General features: G+C 59.3%; 23 protein-coding genes. 6 read left to right on the forward strand and 17 right to left on the reverse strand.

Annotated features, from left to right (window positions below; genetic code table 11):
* Nucleotides 1–15: 15 nt before the first annotated feature.
* Complete coding sequence (locus RVY79_RS09335; RefSeq protein WP_317463850.1) at nucleotides 16–900, forward strand: glycine betaine ABC transporter substrate-binding protein; 885 nt, start codon at nucleotides 16–18, stop codon at nucleotides 898–900.
* A 116-nt stretch (nucleotides 901–1,016) separates the two neighbouring features.
* On the opposite strand, the gene pdxH is transcribed toward RVY79_RS09335, so the two are convergent.
* Genes pdxH through RVY79_RS09365 form a run of 6 tightly spaced genes read right to left on the reverse strand, consistent with a single transcriptional unit; the run spans nucleotide 1,017 to nucleotide 4,617 of the window.
* Entirely contained in the window at nucleotides 1,017–1,664 is a 648-nt protein-coding gene (gene pdxH / locus RVY79_RS09340; RefSeq protein ID WP_317463851.1) for a pyridoxamine 5'-phosphate oxidase, read from the reverse strand.
* A gap of 53 nt (nucleotides 1,665–1,717) precedes the next feature.
* Entirely contained in the window at nucleotides 1,718–1,918 is a 201-nt protein-coding gene (locus RVY79_RS09345; protein WP_317463852.1) for a gamma-glutamylcyclotransferase, read from the reverse strand.
* A gap of 30 nt (nucleotides 1,919–1,948) precedes the next feature.
* Entirely contained in the window at nucleotides 1,949–3,217 is a 1,269-nt protein-coding gene (locus tag RVY79_RS09350; RefSeq protein ID WP_317463853.1) for a hypothetical protein, read from the reverse strand.
* Between the two features lie 3 nt (nucleotides 3,218–3,220).
* The gene (locus RVY79_RS09355) at nucleotides 3,221–3,616 is read right to left on the reverse strand and encodes a DUF2069 domain-containing protein (RefSeq protein ID WP_317463854.1); all 396 of its coding nucleotides are present in this window, start codon (nucleotides 3,614–3,616) and stop codon (nucleotides 3,221–3,223) included.
* Nucleotides 3,613–4,242: an NAD(P)H:quinone oxidoreductase gene (wrbA, locus tag RVY79_RS09360; protein WP_317463855.1), complete on the reverse strand. Its 630-nt coding sequence runs from the start codon at nucleotides 4,240–4,242 to the stop codon at nucleotides 3,613–3,615. Before wrbA ends, RVY79_RS09355 begins: the two co-directional genes overlap by 4 nt.
* A gap of 27 nt (nucleotides 4,243–4,269) precedes the next feature.
* Nucleotides 4,270–4,617 carry an arsenate reductase family protein gene (locus tag RVY79_RS09365; RefSeq protein WP_317463856.1) on the reverse strand — a complete coding sequence of 116 codons (348 nt, stop codon included), beginning with the start codon at nucleotides 4,615–4,617 and terminating at the stop codon, nucleotides 4,270–4,272.
* A 62-nt stretch (nucleotides 4,618–4,679) separates the two neighbouring features.
* Between RVY79_RS09365 and RVY79_RS09370 the strand changes: the two genes are divergently transcribed.
* Complete coding sequence (locus tag RVY79_RS09370; protein ID WP_317463857.1) at nucleotides 4,680–5,903, forward strand: YihY family inner membrane protein; 1,224 nt, start codon at nucleotides 4,680–4,682, stop codon at nucleotides 5,901–5,903.
* A 62-nt stretch (nucleotides 5,904–5,965) separates the two neighbouring features.
* Here RVY79_RS09370 and RVY79_RS09375 read toward each other — a convergent pair whose 3' ends face one another.
* On the reverse strand, nucleotides 5,966–6,385 hold the full coding sequence (locus RVY79_RS09375) for a gamma-glutamylcyclotransferase family protein (RefSeq protein ID WP_317463858.1): 420 nt from the start codon (nucleotides 6,383–6,385) through the stop codon (nucleotides 5,966–5,968).
* Between the two features lie 160 nt (nucleotides 6,386–6,545).
* Here RVY79_RS09375 and smrA point away from each other — a divergent pair, with 160 nt between their 5' ends.
* Nucleotides 6,546–7,139 carry a DNA endonuclease SmrA gene (smrA, locus tag RVY79_RS09380; RefSeq protein ID WP_317463859.1) on the forward strand — a complete coding sequence of 198 codons (594 nt, stop codon included), beginning with the start codon at nucleotides 6,546–6,548 and terminating at the stop codon, nucleotides 7,137–7,139.
* Nucleotides 7,140–7,234: 95 nt separating this feature from the next.
* Here smrA and RVY79_RS09385 read toward each other — a convergent pair whose 3' ends face one another.
* The 4 genes from RVY79_RS09385 to metH all read right to left on the reverse strand — a co-directional run bounded on the left by RVY79_RS09385 (nucleotide 7,235) and on the right by metH (nucleotide 14,630).
* Complete coding sequence (locus RVY79_RS09385; RefSeq protein ID WP_317463860.1) at nucleotides 7,235–7,732, reverse strand: DUF934 domain-containing protein; 498 nt, start codon at nucleotides 7,730–7,732, stop codon at nucleotides 7,235–7,237.
* The gene (locus RVY79_RS09390; RefSeq protein ID WP_317463861.1) at nucleotides 7,725–9,377 is read right to left on the reverse strand and encodes a nitrite/sulfite reductase; all 1,653 of its coding nucleotides are present in this window, start codon (nucleotides 9,375–9,377) and stop codon (nucleotides 7,725–7,727) included. The genes RVY79_RS09385 and RVY79_RS09390 overlap by 8 nt, the downstream gene beginning before the upstream one ends.
* A 124-nt stretch (nucleotides 9,378–9,501) precedes the next feature.
* Entirely contained in the window at nucleotides 9,502–10,818 is a 1,317-nt protein-coding gene (locus RVY79_RS09395) for an MATE family efflux transporter (protein WP_317463862.1), read from the reverse strand.
* A gap of 74 nt (nucleotides 10,819–10,892) precedes the next feature.
* Complete coding sequence (metH, locus tag RVY79_RS09400; protein WP_317463863.1) at nucleotides 10,893–14,630, reverse strand: methionine synthase; 3,738 nt, start codon at nucleotides 14,628–14,630, stop codon at nucleotides 10,893–10,895.
* Between the two features lie 215 nt (nucleotides 14,631–14,845).
* Here metH and nfuA point away from each other — a divergent pair, with 215 nt between their 5' ends.
* Nucleotides 14,846–15,436, forward strand: a complete 591-nt coding sequence (gene nfuA / locus RVY79_RS09405) for a Fe-S biogenesis protein NfuA (protein ID WP_317463864.1) — start codon at nucleotides 14,846–14,848, stop codon at nucleotides 15,434–15,436.
* Between the two features lie 119 nt (nucleotides 15,437–15,555).
* Here the strand turns inward: nfuA and RVY79_RS09410 are convergent, their stop codons facing one another.
* A complete protein-coding gene (locus RVY79_RS09410; RefSeq protein WP_317463865.1) occupies nucleotides 15,556–16,521 on the reverse strand; it encodes a DNA-binding protein in 966 nt (321 codons plus the stop codon).
* 212 nt (nucleotides 16,522–16,733) lie between these two features.
* On the opposite strand from RVY79_RS09410, the gene RVY79_RS09415 reads away from it, so the two are divergent.
* Together RVY79_RS09415 and RVY79_RS09420 are read left to right on the forward strand one after the other, a co-directional pair.
* Nucleotides 16,734–17,969, forward strand: a complete 1,236-nt coding sequence (locus tag RVY79_RS09415) for a tyrosine-type recombinase/integrase (protein ID WP_317463866.1) — start codon at nucleotides 16,734–16,736, stop codon at nucleotides 17,967–17,969.
* Nucleotides 17,970–17,996: 27 nt separating this feature from the next.
* Nucleotides 17,997–18,407, forward strand: coding sequence for a SufE family protein (locus RVY79_RS09420; RefSeq protein ID WP_317463867.1), 411 nt, complete (start codon nucleotides 17,997–17,999; stop codon nucleotides 18,405–18,407).
* A 43-nt stretch (nucleotides 18,408–18,450) separates the two neighbouring features.
* On the opposite strand, the gene yidD is transcribed toward RVY79_RS09420, so the two are convergent.
* The 5 genes from yidD to ectB all read right to left on the reverse strand — a co-directional run bounded on the left by yidD (nucleotide 18,451) and on the right by ectB (nucleotide 21,697).
* Nucleotides 18,451–18,747: a membrane protein insertion efficiency factor YidD gene (yidD, locus tag RVY79_RS09425; RefSeq protein WP_317463868.1), complete on the reverse strand. Its 297-nt coding sequence runs from the start codon at nucleotides 18,745–18,747 to the stop codon at nucleotides 18,451–18,453.
* A gap of 2 nt (nucleotides 18,748–18,749) precedes the next feature.
* Nucleotides 18,750–19,190, reverse strand: a complete 441-nt coding sequence (gene hisI, locus RVY79_RS09430; protein WP_317463869.1) for a phosphoribosyl-AMP cyclohydrolase — start codon at nucleotides 19,188–19,190, stop codon at nucleotides 18,750–18,752.
* 29 nt (nucleotides 19,191–19,219) lie between these two features.
* Nucleotides 19,220–19,669 (reverse strand): transcriptional repressor, encoded by a 450-nt coding sequence (locus RVY79_RS09435; RefSeq protein WP_317463918.1) that lies wholly within the window; start codon nucleotides 19,667–19,669, stop codon nucleotides 19,220–19,222.
* 242 nt (nucleotides 19,670–19,911) lie between these two features.
* Nucleotides 19,912–20,307 carry an ectoine synthase gene (locus RVY79_RS09440; RefSeq protein WP_133696102.1) on the reverse strand — a complete coding sequence of 132 codons (396 nt, stop codon included), beginning with the start codon at nucleotides 20,305–20,307 and terminating at the stop codon, nucleotides 19,912–19,914.
* Nucleotides 20,308–20,425: 118 nt separating this feature from the next.
* Nucleotides 20,426–21,697, reverse strand: a complete 1,272-nt coding sequence (ectB, locus tag RVY79_RS09445) for a diaminobutyrate--2-oxoglutarate transaminase (RefSeq protein ID WP_317463870.1) — start codon at nucleotides 21,695–21,697, stop codon at nucleotides 20,426–20,428.
* Nucleotides 21,698–21,709 lie beyond the last annotated feature (12 nt).

The raw sequence follows: 21,709 nt of genomic DNA on the forward strand, positions 1-21,709 counted from the left end.
AGAAGGAGAAAGACGATGACACGCACTTCATTGACGAAAGCCGTACGCTATGGCGCCATCATGATGGCCGCCGGTGCAGGGCTCAATGCGGGCATCGCGCAAGCGCAGGATAGCAAGGGTGATATCACGCTCGCTTATGTCGAGTGGGCTTCCGAAGTCGCTTCCACCAATGTGGTTCGCGCGGTACTCGAACAACAAGGGTACAACGTCGAGATGTCGTCACTTTCCGCTGCTGCCATGTGGCAAGCCGTGGCCTATGGTGATGCCGATGGCATGGTGGCGGCTTGGTTGCCTACAACGCATAAGCAGTATCTCAACAAGGTGGAAGACAAGGTCGTCAATCTTGGTCCAAACCTCCAGGGTACGAAACTGGGCCTTGTTGTACCTGATTATACCGATATCTCATCCGTCGCTAACTTGGATGACAAGGCGGATATGATCAATGGTGAGATCATCGGTATAGATCCTGGTGCGGGGTTGATGGGACTCACCGAAGAGGTTATCAAAGAGTATGATCTTGGTGATGAGATCAACCTCCAGTCGGGCAGTGGCGCTACGATGACAGCTGCATTGTCCAATGCTATCCAGAATGATCGAGATATCGTGGTGACCGGTTGGACGCCGCACTGGATGTTCTCGCGCTGGGACCTCAAGTACCTGGACGATCCCAAGAACGTCTTTGGTGACGCAGAGCACATTAGTACGATCGCACGCAAGGGTCTCAAGGAAGATATGCCGGGTGCCTATGCGATCCTCGATAACTTCGAGTGGACACCGGAGCAAATGGGCCAAGTCATGCTCATGAATCAGAAAGAAGACTCCGATCCGTATGAAAATGCCAAGAAGTGGGTGGAAAACCATCCCGATGTCGTCGCTGAGTGGGTAAACGGCGATAGCTGATACTGATAGGTAGGCGCCTTTTGGCGCTAGCCTTTCAAGTTGAACGCCCGGTCCTGCGTGGATCGGGCGTTTTTCATGGTGGGCTGGCCAACGCGCTGGATGAGGTAGTCGTGAGATTAGGGCGCCAGGCGCGTTTTGCTCCAGGCTGCGTCCTGTTCGTGGTGGCGGTAGCGAATACGGTCGTGGAGACGGTTGGACTGACCTTGCCAGAACTCCAGAATAAGCGGCCGAACGCGATACCCTCCCCAATGAGGTGGGCGCTCGACGCTTTGATCGGCATAGACCTGTTCGAAACGCTGCTTGCGTTCCTCTAGCCACTCGCGATCGGGAATTTCTACGCTCTGCTGGGAAATCCATGCGCCTAGCTGGCTGTCCCGAGGACGACTGGCGAAATACTCATCCGAAATATTGGCCTCGGCTTTTTCCACGCGCCCCTCGATACGTACCTGCCGGTGCAGTGTGGGCCACCAGAACACTAGAGCGGCATGAGGAACATTCGCCAACTCGCTGCCCTTGTGGCTCTGATAGTTGGTGAAAAACACGAAGCCTGCCTCGTCGAAATGCTTGAGCAACACCACGCGGGCATGGGGCAGCCCCTGACTATCGACGGTGGCCAATGTCATGGCGTTGGGATCTTGAGGCTCATGCTCGCGTGCTGCCGAAAACCAGGCTTGAAACAAGTCTATGGGTGATGCCGGCGTGTGCTCGTCGGAGAGTGTTTCGCCGGCATAATCGCGTCGCAGATCAGCGATATCGTAATTCATGGTCTTCCTCTCCTAAGTGTGCATTCATCTTCATTGGGCGGCGGCATTCCGTCTCATTCGCGTAGGTGCCAGTCGCCATGCGGAAGGGGTCCCGTATCGGGTAGCATGCGCATGACATAACACCAGGCCTCTCCCCACGGCGTATCAAAGCGGATGCGGTCATGCCAATCAGGATAGCGTTTCAGACGGTCGAGATCGCGGAAAGTCATCGCGTCGATGACATAGACTTCATCCATGATGAGCGCGCGAAACATGAACGTCATCCTTATGTCGTCGCGGAGGGGTCAAGGTGTCTGCCACCAGGCGTACAAGGCAAAGACCGTCCCGCATGCCAGCCAGCCGAGGACGGCATAGGGCAAGTTCCAGCGCAGCATGTCCCGCGACTTGATACCGTAACGAACGCATAACGCGAGATTGCTGCCCGACAAGGGGCTGCACCCGGTTCCCAGCGCCCAGCTCATGAGAAATAGCATGCCCAGTAAGGTCGGGTCCGGTCCCAGAGGTTGCACCAGCGGCGCGATCGTGGCGATGCCGACAAGCGGATGGATACCCACGAACGCCAATACCACGAGAATACCTTGCGTGATCCAGGCAGCGAAACTCCCGAAATGATCAAGTGGCAGGAGTTGCCGTTCCGGTGCACTGGCCAGTAGTGCGGCGAGACCGCTCGAGATGAGCCCGGCGGCGAGAAATAGCGAAAACTGCGGGCCGAGACGCGGCAACCCTTCATTGAGTTGTTTGCGTAAACGGTCACGCCTTTCACGCGAGGGAATCAGCAGGGTGGCGAACAGTGGCGATACGATGCTGATGATCAAGGGAATGGACAAGTTCGGCCAGATGAAGTGCGTCACTATCACGCTCAGCGCCAGTACGCCGGGTAACATAAGGCTTCTCTTGCCAAGGGGGTAGCCGATGAATTCACCGGGCAGACGCAATGCGTCGACTGTCACCAAGGCCAGCAGGAGCAACGACGCTAGAAGCCCCCATGGGAGCAATGCAAGGAAGTCGATCCCGGGCGCATAGGTCAAGGCGACCCCCATGGCGACGAAGAACGGCGACCAGGCTGCGGCTGCCGGAAAGGCGCGCCCGAGAACAATGGCCTGTTGGCGTGTCAGGCGTCCCTGGCGCTGCATGCGGTCTCCGAACAGAAACAGCACGGAAATATTGATGACCGCCCCGAAGAGGTGAGCGCCCAGCAACGTGCCCCAGAAGCTGCCGCGCCGTTCGCCGGATGTATCGCTGCCGTCAATGGGGCGGGCCATGGAGAGGAAACTGACACCGGCGAACATCATCAGCAAGGGCTGGTTGACACTGAATCCGGCAATTAGCGAGGCCGGAGTCTCGCGCCATAAAGCGATTGCCCAAATGATCATCCCGGCAAGACCCAGCCACATCGCTTGTCGCCGGGAAGCTCGCGGCAGTTGCAAACTCAGGCGTAGAGTGGCTACCCATCCAAGAATCGCGGCCGGCCATAGGGGCAGGTGCAGCAATGAGCAGACGATACTGACGACGAGCATCGCGAGAATGAGGCAGCTCGACGGACGTAACGGCATTGCTCAGCCTGTCAGTTGTTGTCGGCGCCAGCGCGCATATGCTGCGGCGCTGACGAACAAGGCGAGGGCGGCGAGTGTTTCCAACGTCCCCCAGGCCAGCCGCCCCGGTAGCTGGGCGATCATCAGCCCTTGCAAGATATACAGCAGGCTGACGAACGCTAGCATGACATGTCCACGCGGGCGCCGGGTGATAATAGGGGGCAAAAAGAGCACCAGCGGCAAGAGGCGGACGGCGATCGGCATCAGGCCGATCTGACCGCTGGCATATAGCTGCCAGCCGCCGAGAAGTTGCAAGATAGCCAGCGCCGCCAAGCTGCCCCAGACGCCTCGACGTGCCTGCGTCGTGACATATGCTAACCCGTGGCGTGTCGCCAATTGATCGAGCTGTTGACGCATCATGTCGCCTCATGCAGCGAACGCATGGCCAAGGCAAGGCGTCCCAGCCGCTCGCCCTGTGCACGTGCCAGTGCCGTTTCGTCGCCATCCAGTGGGCGATCGGCTTGTGCCCCGGCAAGATGGCTCGTGCCATAGGGGGTGCCGCCGGATTGCGTCGTCAGCAGTCGTGTCTCGCGATAGGGCACGCCTGCGTAGACCATGCCGTGATGCAGCAGGGGGATTAGCATGGTCAATAGTGTAGCTTCCTGTCCGCCGTGCAGGCTGGCCGTAGAGGTGAACGCGGTGGCGGGTTTATCGGCGAGGACGCCGTTCAACCAGAGCTCGCTGGTGTTATCCAGGAAATATTTGAGGGGCGAGGCCATGTTGCCGAACCGTGTAGGGCTACCCAGTGCCAGACCATGGCAGTGGCGGAGGTCGTCGAGAGTCGCGTAGACGGCACCTTCGGCGGGGATTTCTGGGTCGACCGCTTCGCATGTTGTGGACACGGGAGGCACGGTGCGTAGCCGCGCTGCGATGCCGGAAATGCTTTCCACGCCGGCGGCGAGTTGCTCCGCCATTTCTCGCGTGGCGCCGTGCCTCGAATAGAACAGTACGAGTACATAGGGTGTTTCAGAAGCGGAACGTGTCATGGGGGCCTCATGTCGGGGGAGCATCGGTCATTCGATCATGTCGAGAAGGGCTTCCGGGGGACGACCGATGCGGGCGTACGTGCCATCGTCGAGTATCGGGCGTTGCATGAGTCGAGGATAGACGGCAATGGCCTGCAAGCGTTCTTCGTCGCTGGGATCCTGGAGCGCCAAGGCTTTCCATTGGGCTTCATTGGTGCGAACCAGAGCCGGTACGCCATCCTCGAGCCGCTGTGCGAGTCCACGAAGGTGCGTGATGTCGAGTGGGTCGTCGAGGTAGCGATGCACATTGACATCAATGTGATGGGCTTCGAGCAGGGCCAAGGCCTCTCGTGACTTGGAACAGCGCGGGTTGTGGTAAAGTGTCAAAGTCGTCATGCCTTAACTCCGGCAACTGGGGTGACGAATCAAATAATTAGCCATGCATTGTAGAGCGCCACATGCGACGCCCACAACTCCTCGACCGCCGCTGGCCCATTATCATCCTGCGCAGCCTGCGTGAACTGATACAGCGTTTCGATTCTCACGATGGGCTCAAGACCGCCTCGGCGTTGACTTATACCACCTTGTTCGCCGTGGTTCCTTTCATGACCGTCGTTTATGCGATGCTGTCGGCCATTCCCAGCTTTCAGGGAATCAGCGAACAGCTTCAGGGCCTGATCTTTAGCCAGTTCGTGCCTGCCACGGGATCGTCGCTGGTCGAGCACCTGCGTGATTTCTCTCGCCAGGCGCGTAGCCTGACGTTGATCGGGCTGATTTTCCTTCTGGTGACAGCGGTTATGATGATGGTCACCGTCGAAAGGGCGTTCAACACGATCTGGCATGTTTCGCGCAGTCGGCGGGGGGTGTCCAGCTTTCTGCTGTATTGGGCGGTGTTGACACTCGGCCCGCTGCTGGTGGGCTCGGGGTTTCTGTTGTCTTCCTACCTGGCGTCATTGACATTGGTGCGCGGTGCTGCGGACGTACTGGGCGGGCCAGCGGCCTTCCTGCGCCTGTTGCCACTGACACTGAGTTTTACTGCTTTCGTCTTCATCTATATGGCAGTTCCCAACTGCCGCGTGCGGTTTCGGCATGCCATGGCCGGGGCCGGGGTGGCGGCGCTGGCACTGGAACTTGCCAAGGGCGCTTTTTCGCTGTATGTCACCTATTTTCCTTCCTACCAAGTGATCTACGGCACCTTCGCCGCCGTGCCCTTGTTTTTGATATGGGTGTTCCTGTCCTGGGCGATCGTATTGGTGGGGGCAGAGCTCGCGGCCTGGCTGAGTGAGCGGCGACGTGTCGAATGGCGCTACTGGCCACCATTCTGGCAAGCCCTGGGCGTAGTGTCGCGTCTTTATGAAGCGCATCAGCAGGGGCGATCGCTTGCGGATCGAGAGTTGTCGATGTGTCTTGGGCTGCGGTACGCAGACGTGATGGCGCCCCTACAGAAGATTGGGATAGCGACTCAACTCGATAACGATCGTTGGATGCTAGGGCGCGACCTGGGCGTCCTGACACTCTGGGAGTTTCAGCGCGCCATGCCATGGCCGGTGCCACTTGGTGATGAAGCGCCGATGAGTGAAATGACGCTCGTGCATGCTGCACTCCAGGAAGCCGAGGATCACCGCCAGCAGGTGTTGACGCAGCCCATGGCCTCCTTACTGCAACCGCCTCGGGAATGCTGAAGCCTATGCATGCTTTTATACCGTTATCTACCATGAGCTCCAAACATAAAATACAAAAGTTTTCATAGCCGTTGGTAGACCCAAGCACTTTGGTTGCTGGCGAGTTTGACGTTTACGCGTCGATAGCGTTTTCCCAAGTGTTCGTATCGGTCCAGTTGTTTGAGTTCATCGCTCGTGATGGAAAGCGTATACCCGTCGACCTGCTTGTTCGGCGCCGGAGAAATATCCAGTTCATCACGGACATAACCTGGAAGCGTAGCGGGTGTCGCGGTGCCGGCACGTCCCATGACCAGCCAGCGAATTGGGGCATAACGCAGGGTGCCGTAGACGAATACCGTGTGATGTTCGAGGCGACGATCCACGATCGGCGGATTGGTGGGCGCTTCATAGCCATAGGGGCTCTGAAAAGTGTACCAAAAGTAGCCGAATCCGATCGCAATAGCGATCATGACGACGAGCCCGGTTCTGTATACCCAGCGCATAGACATCTCCCTAGTTCTTGAAGCGCGAGGCGGCGGACGAATGGTGAAGTAAGGGCGCCCGCGTTTCGCTTGCCGCCAGGGTCGGGGAGTGTGGCATTATCTCGTTAGCTTGGGAACCGACGAGGCTGCCCGAGACTATGGGGCATAGGAGAGCAAGCCAATGAGTCAGCACATGCGAGACGATCTATTTCGGCAAGCATTGGGGGACGATGTCCAACCCCTGACCAAGGGACGTGACAAGGCGGATTTCGAACACTCACCTTCCACTCCCTCTGAGGCTCAATTGGCCCGCCGTGCTCAGGCCGAGGCCGACGAGGCGGAGAGTAATTTCTTATCCGATGAATTCGTCGAGTTGGCAGGGCCTGCCGATCCCATCGAGTATCGTCGGGATGGCATCCAGATCGGCGTGCTTGAACGCTTGCGTCATGGCGGGTATGCCCCGGAGGCGTATCTGCACGTGCAGAAAATGCCGCTTGAAGCCTGTCGGCGTGAGTTGTTTCGCTTCATACGAGATGCACGCGAGCATGAACTGCGTTGTGTGTTGATCGTGCATGGCCGCAGTAAGGACGCTGAAGGACCCGCCAATGTCGCCCGCTCCTACGTCGGCAAATGGCTGGCGCAGTTTGATGAAGTGCAGGCCTATGTATCGGCGCACAAAAGTCACGGCGGCTTGGGTGCGACGTATGCCATGTTGCGCAAGTCGGAGCGGGCTCGTGCCAGAAATCGCGAACGTCAGCAGAAACGGCGAGGCTGATTCCCTTTCTATCGAGGGAGAAAATCGAGAAAGAAGCGAGGAAAAGGCCGACGGCGTTCTCGTTTAAGCATGCGTCGGCCAGTATCTGGTCAGTATCAAGCGCTTTCGCGCATACGCCGTCTGAACAAGGGCTCCGGTGTGTCGGTGCCAGGCTGGTAGCTTAGGCTGAACGTGTCCAGGGCATTGAGTGCGTCTTCAACGACTTGATCCTCGCGCAGCAAGAAAGCATCGAAGCCACAACGCGACATGTAATACAACTGGTCGATCAGCACATCCCCGACTGCGCGGATCTGACCGCAATATCCATAGCGCTCCCGAAGCTGACGCGCAATGCTGTAGCCGCGTCCATCGGTAAACTTGGGAAAGTCGATGGCGATCAGCGGTGCATCAAGCAGCTGCTCGGCGAGTTCGGGCGTAAGCTCGGTATCGCTGGCAAGCAGCGGTGCGACATCATCGCCGGGTGCTGCCTGCCACTCCGGCAACGCAACGATGATGCGTGCGTTCTCGGGACGTGGCGCACCTTCTTCAAGCAGTACCCAATTGTTTTCCAGGACCCGGCGATCGGCGATCAGGGTACGCGACTGCTCAGGCATAGACATGCTCCTTGAAGGGTTTCAAGCCGATGCGACGATAGGTATCGAGGAACGTCTCGTCGGGCGTACGTTCGCCGACATAGACTTTCAACAGCTTGTCGATCACGTTGGTCACGTCTTCCCGGTAGAAAGACGGACCCAGAATCTTGCCTAGTGACGACTCGTTGCCCTGACTACCGCCCAGTGAAATCTGGTAATACTCTTCGCCCTTCTTGTCGACGCCAAGAATGCCGATATGACCCACGTGGTGGTGTCCGCAAGCGTTCATGCAGCCGGAGATATTGAGTTCCAGCGGCCCCAGATCATACAGGAAGTCGAGGTTCTCGAAGCGCTGCTGGATTTCCTGGGCAACCGGGATCGACTTGGCATTAGCGAGCGAGCAGTAGTCGCCGCCCGGGCAGCAGATCAGGTCGGCCAGGGTACCCACAGTGGGATTGGCCATGCCCAGCGTCTCGAGCCGTTGCCAGAGTTCTTCCATGCGGTCCACCGGCACATCGGTCAGCACCAGATTCTGCTCGTGCGTGACGCGTAGCTCGCCATAACCGAACTCGTCGGCCAGGTCCGCAACGGCAGCCATGTCTTCGGAGGTCACGTCGCCGGGCGAATGGTCGTGACGCTTGAGCGATAGCGTCACGGCTTTGTAACCGGGGACCTTGTGATCGGTGACGTTATTGGTCACGAAGCGGGCGAAGGCGCGGTTTTCTCCACGCAGGCGCTCGTAGGCCTGGATGGCGTCCTCGGCAACGTCGCGACGAGGCGGCTCGACGAAGTGACCGGTTACGGCGGAGATCGCCTCGTCGGTCAGCGTCTGGGGGCCATCCTTGATATGGGCCCATTCCACCTCCGTGCGGCGCCGGAACTCGTCGATGCCCAGCGCCTTGACCAGAATCTTGATGCGTGCCTTGAACTTGTTGTCGCGCCGACCGTACTGGTTATAGACGCGCAAGATGGCTTCGAGATACGTCAGCAGGTGTTGCCACGGCAGGTCGTCGCACATTACGGCGCCGATCATCGGCGTACGGCCCAGACCGCCACCGGCGAGCACCTTGACGCGGACATCGCCATCGCTATTGCGCCAGAAGCGCAGGCCGACGTCGTGCACCTGAATGGCTGCGCGGTCTTCCTCGGCACCGGTCACGGCGATCTTGAACTTGCGTGGCAAGTAGGCGAATTCCGGATGGAAAGTCGACCACTGACGAATCAGCTCACACCATGGACGTGGATCGACGTCCTCGTCGGCGGCAATGCCGGAGAATTGATCGGTAGTGGTGTTGCGGATGTCGTTGCCGCTGGTCTGAATGGCATGCATCTGCACGCTGGCCAGATCCGCCAGAATATCTGGTACGTCCTCAAGCTTCGGCCAGTTCAGTTGCAGATTGGTGCGCGTGGTGAAATGACCGTAGCCGCGATCGTAACGCGCTGCGATCTCACCCAGCTTGCGCAATTGATAGGAGGCCAGCATGCCGTAGGGGATAGCAATGCGCAGCATCGGCGCATAGCGCTGAATATAAAGGCCATTCTGCACGCGCAGCGGCAGAAACTCATCGTCGCTGATCTTGCCTTCGAGATAGCGGCGCATCTGGTCGCGGAACTGGGCGACGCGTTCGTCGACGAGTGTTTGGTCGTACGTGTCGTACCGATACATACAGGCGGTGTCCTGCTAGTCACATGGATTGCCGTAGCAGGGCACCTTACCCTGCCTTCTATATTCTTTGAAAGAATAAATAATAATAGCTTATTGCATTTATGTTATTAAAAAGGCCGCGCGGTCAAACCGCGAGCGATTGCCAGCGCCGACGTTGCCAAATTGCCACGAAACATAGGGAATTTGCGCATCGATAGCCTAGCTGAACCCACCAGATCCCGGCCAGACCGTAGTCTAGCGTGACGGCGATCCACCATGCCAGTGGCAAGAACACCAGCCATTGCAGCAGCAACGTGGTTTTCATCACCGCGCGATGAGCCCCTGCGCCCAGCAGCGCCTGCGCGAGTACGATGGCGGCTGCATCGAGTACGATCATGATGGCGGTCAAGCGCAGTGGGAAACTGCCCAAGGCGACCAGCCTATCGTCATGGAAGAATAGCCCCAGCAGCAATTCGGGCACTACCAGCATGGGGAGTGCCAGCAGTGCCAGGCATAGCCAGGCGAGACGCACGGCGTCCCATCCCCAGCGGTGCGCCTCCTCGGGAGAGGCTTGCCCCAGTGATTGTCCCACCAGGCTCATCGCGGCAAGCCCCAGGCCGACACCGGGCAGGATCATCAGCAATGAAAGATTGACCAGTACATGGCCCACCGCCACGCTCGCGCCACCGATATGGCCTAGAATCCAGAACAGCATGGCGTAACCCGCCGCGAAGCAGAATTGCTGCAGGGAGTGCGGCGCCGCCAGGCGCAAGGTGTTGAGCCCCACGAGCAGCGACGGGCATCGGGCCAGAAAGCCGCTAGCGCGCGCCTGGCGCACGCTGAGCAAGGCCCACAGTATCACGCCGAGGAGAAGGGACAAGGTGGTACCGGCTCCCGCACCGGAAGGCCCCAGGCGCGGCAGGCCGGCCCAGCCATAAATGAGTCCCGCGCTGGCCGCCACGTTGACGACCTGGGTGACTAACATGATACGCAAGTACACATCGGTGCGTTGGATGCCGTACCAATAGCCGCGAAAACAGAAGGTCAACGCGACCGGTAAAAGGCCCACAATGCGCCAGCGGAAATAACTCGTCGCGATCTCGCGAATGGCGGGTGTATCGTTGAGCCATGCCATTAGACGCGGCGCTTGCCAGAACCCCGCAAGGCTTAGAGGAATGGCCAAGCATAGCGCGATGATGAGGCCAGCGTTGAGTGCCTCGGCGCGTTGCATCGTGAGGCGCTCGCCGTGTCGGCGCGCCGTCTGTGACTGTACGCCCGAGGACAGGCCGAACAGCAGCGCGGTGACCATGAACATGCCATAGCCGCCGATTCCCACGCCGGCCAGCGCCGTATCACCGAGGGCGCCGACCAGCGCTGCATCGATCAGGTTGAGAAGGCTCTGTGAGAGCATGCCGCCCATGATCGGCAATGCCAGGCGCAGAAGCATGGCAAAGCGTGGCATCGGTACTCTGGAAACGTCTATGGCCCCGAGCAAGGTGCTAGTGTCCCCGAGCTGTCATCGTTGGCTGATATCTCTTATTCGGGATCGTAGGACAGCACCGGCGACAACCAGCGCTCGAGCTCCTTCAACGGCATTTGCTTGCGCGCCGCCAGCGACTCGACCTGGTCGCGCCCGATCTTGCCGGTGGAGAAGTATTTCGAACGCGGATGCGAGAAGTACCAGCCGGAGACCGCCGCCGAGGGCCACATAGCGTAGCTGTCAGTCAGCTCGATGCCTGTCTTGGCTGTGGCATCCAATAGTCGGAAGAGCGTGGCCTTCTCGGTATGGTCCGGGCATGCGGGGTAACCGGGGGCAGGGCGAATGCCCTGGTATTTCTCGGCGATCAGCGCATCGTTGTCCAGGGTTTCATTGGGCACATAGCCCCAGAATTCCTTGCGTACACGCTCGTGCATGCGTTCGGCGAAGGCTTCCGCGAGGCGATCGGCCAGGGCCTTGACCATGATGGCGTTGTAATCGTCACCGGCCGCTTCGTATTGCTTTGCCAACTCGTCCGCGCCGTGTCCGGTGGTCACCGCGAAGCCGCCGATCCAGTCCTGCTTGCCGCTGGGCTCGCCGTTTTCCAAATCACGCGGCGCGATGAAGTCGGCGAGGCTTTGGCAGACGCCATCGCGATTCTTGGTGGTCTGCTGGCGAATGTGATGGAGGCGCTCGACGACCTCGCGGCGCGAGGCGTCGGCATAAACCTCGAGGCTATCGTCGTCGACGCTGTTGGCCGGCCACATGCCGATCACGCCCCGCGCTGTTATATGGCGCTCATCGATCAGCTTGCGAAGCATCGTTTGGGCATCGGCGAACAGGCTACGGGCCGCCTCGCCAACCACCTTATCCTCCAGGATCTTGGGATACTTGCCGGACAGCTGCCAGCTCATGAAGAAGGGCGTCCAGTCGATACGCTCGACCAGCTCTTCCAACGGATAATCGTCGAATACCTTGAGCCCGCTGAAGGTCGGCTCGGGCGGCGTGTAATCGGCCCAGTCGAGAGCGGGGCGGCGCTCCCGAGCCTCGGCATAGCTCAAGTCGGCGGCCTTGGGGCGACGCTTGGCATTACGTTCGCGGACCTTGTCGTATTCCTCGCGTATCTCCTCGACGTAACTTGGCTTGAGCGTCGGCGAGAGCAAACGGCTGGCGACGCCGACGGCACGCGAGGCATCGCTGACGTAGATGACCGGCTGTTCGTACTGTGGCGCGATCTTGACCGAGGTATGGGCCTTGGAGGTCGTCGCACCGCCGATCAGCAGCGGGATCGTGAATTCCTGACGCTGCATTTCCTTGGCCACATGGACCATCTCATCCAGAGACGGCGTGATCAGCCCGGATAGGCCGATGATATCGGCGTTGTGCTCGCGCGCGGCGGCGAAGATCTTCTCCGCCGGTACCATTACGCCGAGGTCGATGACCTCATAGTTGTTACACTGCAGAACCACGCCGACGATGTTCTTGCCGATGTCATGCACGTCGCCCTTGACCGTGGCCATGACGATCTTGCCCTTGGCCTGGGTGCCCGCGCTCTTCTCGGCTTCGATGTAGGGGATGAGATAGGCGACCGCCTGTTTCATGACGCGGGCCGACTTGACCACCTGGGGCAGGAACATCTTGCCATCGCCGAACAAGTCGCCGACCACGTTCATGCCGTCCATCAGGGGCCCTTCGATGACCTCGATGGGGCGCTCGGCACGTTGCCGCGCCAATTCGGTGTCGTCCTCGATGTAGGCGGTGATGCCCTTGATCAAGGCATGCTCGATGCGCTTCTCGACTTCCCAGCTACGCCATTCCAGGTCTTCCTTCTTCTCGCCACTGCTGCCGTCGCCCTTGTACTTGTCGGCGATGTCGAGCAGGCGCTCCGTTCCGTCATCGCGCCGATTGAGCACCACGTCTTCGACCGCGTCACGCAGTTCGGCGGGGAGGTCGTCGTAGACCGCAAGCTGCCCGGCATTGACGATGCCCATGGACAGACCGGCCTTGATGGCGTGGTAGAGGAATACCGAATGGATCGCTTCACGCACTGCGTTGTTGCCGCGAAACGAGAATGACACATTGGAAACCCCACCCGAGAGCATGGCATGCGGTAGGTTCTCGCGAATCCACTGCGACGCCTCGATGAAATCGACGGCGTAGTTGTTGTGCTCCTCGATGCCGGTGGCGATGGCGAAGATATTGGGGTCGAAGATGATGTCTTCGGCGGGAAAGCCGATATCGTCGACGAGCAGGCGGTAGGCGCGTTCGCAGATCTGCGTCTTGCGTTGGAAGGTGTCTGCCTGGCCTTGTTCATCGAAGGCCATGACGACGATGGCGGCGCCGTAGCGGCGACAAGCTAGGGCCTGGTGACGAAATGCATCTTCGCCTTCCTTGAGCGAGATCGAGTTGACCACCGCCTTGCCCTGGACGCATTTGAGCCCCGCTTCGATGATCTCCCACTTCGAAGAGTCGAGCATGATCGGCACGCGCGAGATATCCGGCTCCGAGGCGATCAGGTTCAGGAAGCGCACCATGGCTTCCTGGGACTCGAGCATACCCTCATCCATGTTGATGTCGATGACCTGGGCGCCGTTCTCGACCTGCTCCAGCGCGACTTCGAGGGCGGTGGTGTAGTCCTCTTCCTTGATCAAGCGCTTGAAGCGCGCCGACCCTGTGACGTTGGTACGTTCGCCGACGTTGACGAACAGCGAGTCCGCTTCGATGTTGAACGGCTCCAACCCTGCGAGACGGCAGGCCTTGGGGCGCTCGACGACGTGACGGGGCGCCAGCCCGCTCACCGCCTCGCGAATGGCGGCAATATGCTCCGGGGCGGTACCGCAACAGCCACCGATGATATTGACCATGCCGCTTTCGGCGAATTCACGCACGATCGCTGCCATTTCCTCGGCGGTCTGATCGTATTCACCGAACTCGTTGGGAAGCCCCGCATTGGGGTGCGCCGACACGAAAGTATCGGCCTTGTGGGAGAGTTCTTCGAGATAGGGCCGCAGCTCCGCCGCGCCGAGGGCACAGTTGAGCCCCACGGACAGCGGTTGAGCATGACGGATCGAGTTCCAGAACGCCTCGGTGGTCTGTCCGGAAAGCGTGCGCCCGGAGGCATCGGTGATAGTGCCCGAGATCATCACCGGCCAACGTTGGCCACGCGCCTCGAACAGCGTTTCGAGCGCATAGATGGCGGCCTTGGCGTTGAGCGTGTCGAAGATGGTCTCGATCATGAACAGGTCGACACCGCCCTCGATCAGGGCGTCGGCCGCCTCGTAGTAGTTGTCGAACAACTGATCGAACGTGACATTACGCTTGGCGGGGTCGTTGACATCCGGTGAAAGTGATGCCGTGCGCGAGGTTGGCCCCAGCACGCCAGCCACATAGCGGGGCACGCCGGTTTCCGAGCCCACCGCCTCGCAGACCTCCTTGGCCAAGCGTGCCGCTTCGCGGTTGATCTCCGGCACCAGGGCCTGCATGCCGTAATCGGATTGCGATAATTGGGTGCAGTTGAAGGTGTTGGTCTCGACGATGTCCGCGCCGGCCTCGAGATAAGCGCGATGAATGTCGCGCACCACATCAGGACGCGTCAGCACCAGTAAGTCATTGTTGCCCTTGAGATCGCTCGGCCAGTCGGCGAAGCGTTGTCCCCGAAAGTCATCTTCATTCAGCTCGTAGCCCTGCAGCATGGTGCCCATGCCACCATCGAGGATCATGATGCGCCGTGCCAGCTGTTCGTGAAGCGACGAGAACGAAGCGGCGAGTGTTAATGACGAAGCAGTGGCAGCAGGCATGTCAGCGTATTTCTCCAGCGGGATCCGAGCGATAGGGTGAACGTCAGCGAGACCGGCACGAGACCGATGTCACGCAGGCGGTATACAAAGCGGGGATGGTACCAGAAGCACCGCAATGTGGGCAGCCGCCAAGACCCAGCAAAATACTCGGGATTGTGTCGGGCGACGCTTTTTCATACCATGAAGGCAACATCTCAGTTAGAGAGTAACGTTTTATGAGCCAGCCCATACAAATCACCGACAACGCTCAGGAATATCTCGCCGAGCTGTTGGCCAAGCAGAACGTCGAAGGTATCGCGGTACGTATCTTCATCACCCAGCCGGGGACGCCATACGCCGAAACCTGCTTGGCGTATTGCCGGCCGGGTGAAGAAGAGCCGAGCGACGAGCGGCTCGACCTGGACAAGATCACCGTGTATCTCGAGAAAAATAGCATCGCGTTCCTCGAAGAAGCGGTGGTCGACTTCAATTCGGACCGCATGGGCGGCCAACTGACCATCAAGGCGCCCAATGCCAAGATGCCGCAGGTCAACGCCGACAGCCCGCTTGAAGATCGCGTCAACTACGTGCTTTACAGCGAAATCAATCCCGGCCTGGCGGCGCATGGGGGGGAAGTTCGTCTGATGCAGTTGACCGAGGAAAACTTAGCCATACTGCAGTTCGGTGGTGGTTGCCAAGGGTGCGCTGCGGTCGATATAACCCTCAAGGACGGGGTCGAGAAGACGCTAGTCGAGCGCATCCCCGAACTGGTCGGTATCCGTGACGTCACCGACCATACCGACGATACCAACGCCTATTATCGCTGATAGACGCTAGTCGCGACCACTTCTTGGTTGCGACAGTTCTGGACCAGCATCGAAAGCCCGCTTTGTGCGGGCTTTCGTCATTTTGAGGTCCGGCGGTTGAGAAGTATCCGCGTTTCGGATCAGACAACGAAGGGCGGCAATGGCAGGCGCGCCAGCTTTTCGCGCAGCTCGCGATTGATGGCGTGCTGTTGCTCGAGCTCACGCTCGGCGCGACGGCTGTCGCTTTGCGTTTGCTGTAGTTGACCTTGGCTCTCCCGCAATTTGCTTTCCAAGGCCTGTCGCTGCGAGGTTTCGCTGCGCGCCTTTTCCTCCAGCGTCGTGTACTGGCGGCGTTGCTCGGCGAGCTCGGACTGCATGCGCTCGAGTTTTTGTTCCAGCGACGCGGTGCGCTTTTGGGCCTGCTTCTCGATATTCTGACGCTCTTGGCGCGCATCATCGAGGAGCCCCATCAGGCGTGTTTCTGCCGCTTCGTGGCGTTGCTCTTCTTGCTTTAGCTGCGTTTGATGCTCGCGTGAAAGTTCCGCCATGGCATCGCGGTGCTCGTTGCGGGTGCTTTCCAACTGGCGCTGATGCTTCTGGCATTCCTCGTCGAGCTGCTGCACGCGTCGTGCTTGCTGGGTTTCCTGCTGATGGGCCGCTTGCAGCTCGCTTTGCGCGTTGGCCAGCTGCATTGTCTTTTCTTCCAGCCGTGCCTGGGCCTGCTCGAAGTGCGTGTTCAACGCCGCTAAGCGCTCCTCGGCGTCTGCTGCCTTGCGGGCGGCGGATTGGGCCTCTGCTTGGGCTTCTTCGACACGCTGATCGGCCTCCTGGCGGTAATGCGCCAGGGATTCAGCCGCCAGTGCCTGGGCTTTTTCCCAGAGATCCGTCATCCATGCCTGCAGCGCCTCCGGCGGAGTATCGCTCGCCGTGACATCCCGGTTCCGCTCCCGCCGTAATCGCCATTCCCGCAAATGATCGCTGATGGTCGTGAAGCTTCCCGTGCCCAGGATGTCGCGGATCTTCTGAACGGTGGGGGCTTCGTCTTGACGTAGCAGCGTATCGATCGCGCGCTGTACGTCCTCGTATTGAATGCCGTTGCGGGCCATGTCGAGTCCTCTGTACCGGGCGCCACACAGGGCGTTGGATTACTCCTCACAGCATACCTCGTTACTCGTAAATGGCAATATTACATTAAACGTAATACGTAAAATACATTATGGAATTGGCTATAAATTCAAGATTACGCGCATTATCTTGAATTTTTGAGCGTAACACCGGACACTGCTCGGCAATAGACACAGAGAAGGCATCAGGCGTCATGCAGGACGAGCGCGGGCAGAAGCCGAAAGAACACCAGCAGGAAGAACGGCTCGAGGCGATCGTCGCCCTCGAAACCAGTGTCGCCATGGCGCCACCAGAAGCGACGCCAGGAGAGAGTGGAGGTGAGATCGAGGGCCAGCGCGCGAGGCATAGTGCGCATATCTCGGCCCGTACCGATGTCGACGCCATTGCACTCTGGTTGCACGAATTCCAGTCGAGCCCCCAGACATGGCGCGCCTATCGCAAGGAAGCCGAGCGCTTGCTGTTGTGGCTTCAGCAGCGTGGTGAAGGGTTGGGAGACGTGCGCCGTGGCACACTGGATGCTTACGAACGATTCCTGGCCGACCCACAACCGGCATCACGCTGGGTAGGGCCGTCGCGTCCACGTGCCGATTTGGATTGGCGGCCATTCCGGCAGCCGTTATCGGCGGCCAGTCGACGTCAGTCTTTGGTCATTCTGCAAGGCATGTTCGCCTGGCTGGTCGAAGCGGGATGGCTCGAACACAATCCGTTTCGGCTGATGCGTGACAAGCGTCGGCGCATGGACAATCGTAGCGGACGCCTCGAGCGTTATCTCGAGCGAACGCTATGGCAGCCCTTCTGGGCGTGGTTGCAAACGCCGCCTTCACCGCAGGCCGGTAATGGCGCCTATTATCGTTGGGCGCGGCGTCGTTTCTTGTTCGGCTTTGCTTACCTGCTGGCACCGCGACTCGGCGAGATGGCTCAGGCGCGCATGGGCGATTTCGTCCAGCGTGAAGGGCGCTGGTGGTGGCGAGTCCTGGGAAAGGGAGACAAACTTGCCGAGGTGCCGGCGCCACCGGACTTGATGACACTGCTCGCGGAGTGGCGGATGACGCTGGGCTTGTCGCCGCAGCCTGAACCCGACGACACTACGCCGTTGCTGCGCGCGCTGGATGGCCGGCGCGGGGTAGGGGATAACCAACTCTATCGGCTGATTCGTGAGACATTTCGAGCGGGTTACCAAGCTCTTGAAGACTTGCCCGAGTCCACACGCGCGCCGTTACAAAAGGCCACGCCCCATTGGCTGCGCCACACCGCCTTGACGCATCAGGCGCAGGCCGGTGTGGAGTTGCGCTATCTGGCGCGTACCGCCCGCCATGCACGCCTGGATACCACTGCGCGCTATCTACATGCCGAGGCCGAAGAGTGGCATCGTCAATTGGCGTATCACCGACTCACGGACGCCGACACGCATGGCGATGGCACGTTATAATGGGCAAACGAATTGCGAGGAGGGCGCATGACAGCACGCGAAGCACAAGCCGAATTGGTCGATGAGTTCGCCATATTCGATAACTGGATGGATCGCTACCAGTACATCATCGACATGGGCAAACAGTTGCCGGCATTCCCTGAGTCGTTGAAAAGCGACGACACCAAGATTCAGGGCTGTCAGTCCAATGTCTGGATTCACGACCGCCTGGAGGATGGCCGGCTGCATTTCGATGCAACCTCCGACGCCGCCATCGTATCAGGGTTGATCGCCGTTCTGCTGCGGATCTACAACGATCGGCCGCCCAGTGAGATTCAGGCGACGCCGCCGGACTTCCTGGCAGAGCTGGGGCTCGACAAGCATCTGTCACCGACGCGCAGCAACGGACTACATGCCATGCTTGATCGCATCTACACGGTGGCCAAACAAGCCGCCTAGGCGTAGTGCTACGTAGTCCCGACTAGCGGGAAGCCAGCGGGGCTCAGTGTGTATCACGCTGCGTATCTAGACGCTCGTGATCAGACCGAGAATGGCAGCAGCCGTGCCTGGGGGGCACGAAGTCAATGCCGCCGGGATGGCCGGGATGGCATTTCAAGATCCGTTTGAGCGCCAGCCAACCGCCCCTCAAGGGGCCATGAAACTGAATGGCTTCCACGGCGTATTGCGAACAACTGGGCCAGAAGCGGCAGCGCGGGCCGAGCAGGGGGCTGATGACGTATTGATAGCCGCGCAGCAGGCCGATCATGAGGCCGGAAAAGCACTTGCCGAGAAGTCGCATGGCTAACGTTGGCCGTACAGCTCGGCAGGGTCCATCAGCGGGGCGCTGTCGATTTCCGCCGCCTCCTGACCCAGCGCGATGTAGAAGCAACTGCGTCGCCCGGTGTGGCATGCGGGACCTTGCTGATCGACGCTCAGCAGCAGGGTATCGCCATCGCAGTCGAGATGTACCGCCACCAGGCGTTGAACCTGCCCGGAGGATTCGCCCTTGCGCCACGGCTTGCCGCGCGAGCGCGACCAGTAGCAGACACGCCCTGTGGCTAGCGTTTCCTCCAGCGCGGCCCGGTTCATCCACGCCATCATCAATACTTCGCCGCTCTCATGTTGCTGCGCAATGGCGGGGATCAGCCCGTCATCGTTCCAACGCGCGTCATCGAGCAGAGCGCTTGTCGCTTCGCGCGTGCCTTGCGTGGCCGGCTCGAGTTGCTTGAAGAGATCAGTCATGGCGTGTCGTCGTCTTGGCGTTGGATGAGTTAAGCGGACGCCTGCTCGGTGCAGGACGTACACAAGCCCAGCAGTTCGATGGTTTGCCGCTCGATCCGGTAGCCTTGTTGGCGAGCTACTTGAGTCAGTTGCTCGTTGACGTCGTCGAGGTGCAATTCTTCAACCCGCCCGCAAGAACGGCATATCAGCAGCTGGAAACCATGCGCGTGCTCGGGACAGGGACAGGCGACATAGGCATTGAGCGACTCGATACGATGTACCAAGCCTTGCTCGATAAGAAACTCCAGCGCGCGATAGATGGTCGGGGGACGCGCCGAGGCATGCTCTGTGGCGAGACGATCGAGCAGGTCATAGGCCTTGAGGCCGCCAGGCGAAGTGGCGATCATTTCCAGAACACGCCGCCGTATCGGGGTGAAGCGCGCACCGTGCTTGTGGCACTGGCGTTCCGCCTGAGTCAGTAGCGCATGGGAGTCGAGCATCGCAACACCATCGGTCTCGGTAGTGCGGAGCATTCTACGCCGTTGCCCGGGACGGGGCCAGACGCACTCCGTCTTTCACAGGCCGTATTTAACATAATATATATTATGCGAACTCACGATGCACCCAAGACGAGACAATTACCAGCGCTACCCATTGTCCTTTAAATGCTATCCATCTCACTCACAAAAGAAAACGCTGCCTATTCATGGCAGCGTTTTCACGGACTTCTTAGACTACACGATCACTCATCGACCGGTGCGTAGGAACCGTCTTCGCGGTGCACTTCACGCCCAGTCAAGGCGGGATTGAACACGCATGCGACGGTCATGCCTTTTTCCTTGCCGCGTAGCAAATGCTCATCATGCTGGTCGAGAAGATACATGTCGCCAGCCTTGATGGGATGAATCTTACCGTCAGCCAGCGTTTCGACTTCACCTTCACCTTCGTAGCAGAACACGGCTTCGAAGTGATGCTTGTAGTGGATATGGGTCTCGGTACCCGGATGAATTCGGGTGATGTTGAAGGAGAAGCCGACGTTGTCATCGGCCAGCACTAGGCGTGTGCTATCCCAGTTGCCGTTTTCGGCTTCGACGAAGCGCTCGGTCTTGCGACACTCTTCCAGGTTGCGAACGATCATGTAGCGCAGTCCTCCATGGGGCTCAATACAGGGCCCGCGATCTCGCGGGCCGCATCCAATGTCCACTGTAACGCATGTGACGATGACAACTTACTTAGTGGACTAGCGAATTACGCGCTCAGGCTTGACCGAAGACTTCCTTGACGCTTTTTTCAAGGATATCCAAGCCTTCATTGAGGTCTTCGTCAGAGATGGTCAGCGGGCACAGGCACTTGACGACCTGTCCGGAATGCCCCGACGTTTCGATGATCAGACCATTCTTGAATGCTTGGGCCGTTATTTCATCGGCCATATCGCCATCACCGACATCCAGACCGCGCATCAGGCCACGTCCACGCTCGCTGGCCGCATGCCCTTTCTCGGTCATGAAGGCGGCAATCTTCTGGAAACGCTCTTCGACAATGCCGCCTTTGCGCTGAACATCACGCGCTAGCGTATCGTCACTCCAGAAGTGACGCATTGCAGCGGCGGCTGTCACGAGAGCAAGGCTGAACCCGCGGAACGTGCCGTTGTATTGGCCGGGCTTCCAAATATCCAGCTCCGGGCGCATCAGCACGTGTGCGAATGGCAGTCCGTAGCCTGATAGTGACTTGGAGTTGGTGACGATGTCCGGTGTGATGTCGGCATGCTCGAAACTGAAGAACTTGCCGGTACGACCGCAGCCCGCCTGGATATCGTCGACGATCAGCAGTATGTCGTGGGCACGGCAGATCTTTTCCAGACGCTGCAACCACGGAATGCTAGCCGGATTGATACCGCCCTCGCCCTGCACCGTCTCGACGATCACGGCGGCGGGAATATCGAGACCGCTGGAGTTGTCACCCAGCAGCTTTTCGAAATAGCCCAGGGTGTCGGTACCTTCGCCCATGTAGCCATCGAAGGGCATGAAGCTTCCGCCCTGCATCGGGATGCCGCCGGTGGCTTCCCGGAACTTGCGGTTACCGGTGGTGGCCAGCGCCCCCATGGTGACCCCGTGAAAGCCATTGGTGAAGGCGACGATGTTATGCCGGCCCTTGGCGTTACGCGCTATGCGAATGGCGGCTTCCACAGCGTTGGTACCTGTCGGCCCCGGCAACTGAACTTTGTAGTCCAATCCACGCGGCTTGAGGATTACCTCTTCGAGGGCTTCCAAGTATTCGCGTTTGGCCTTGGTCCACATGTCGAGGCCATGAACGATGCCGTCGGACGCAATGTAGTCCACCAGCGCTTGCTTGAGCTGAGGGTTATTGTGGCCATAGTTCAGCGTACCGGCGCCCGCGAGAAAGTCGATATACTGCTTACCGTCTTCAGAGTGCAAACGGGCACCCTTGGCTTCGGTGAAAACGGTAGGAAACGAACGCGAATAGGTCCGAACTTCGGATTCCATACGTTCGAGAATCTCAGTCTGCATAGATTGCCTCTT

The organism is Chromohalobacter sp. HP20-39, assembly GCF_033052815.1.
Lineage (GTDB): Bacteria > Pseudomonadota > Gammaproteobacteria > Pseudomonadales > Halomonadaceae > Chromohalobacter.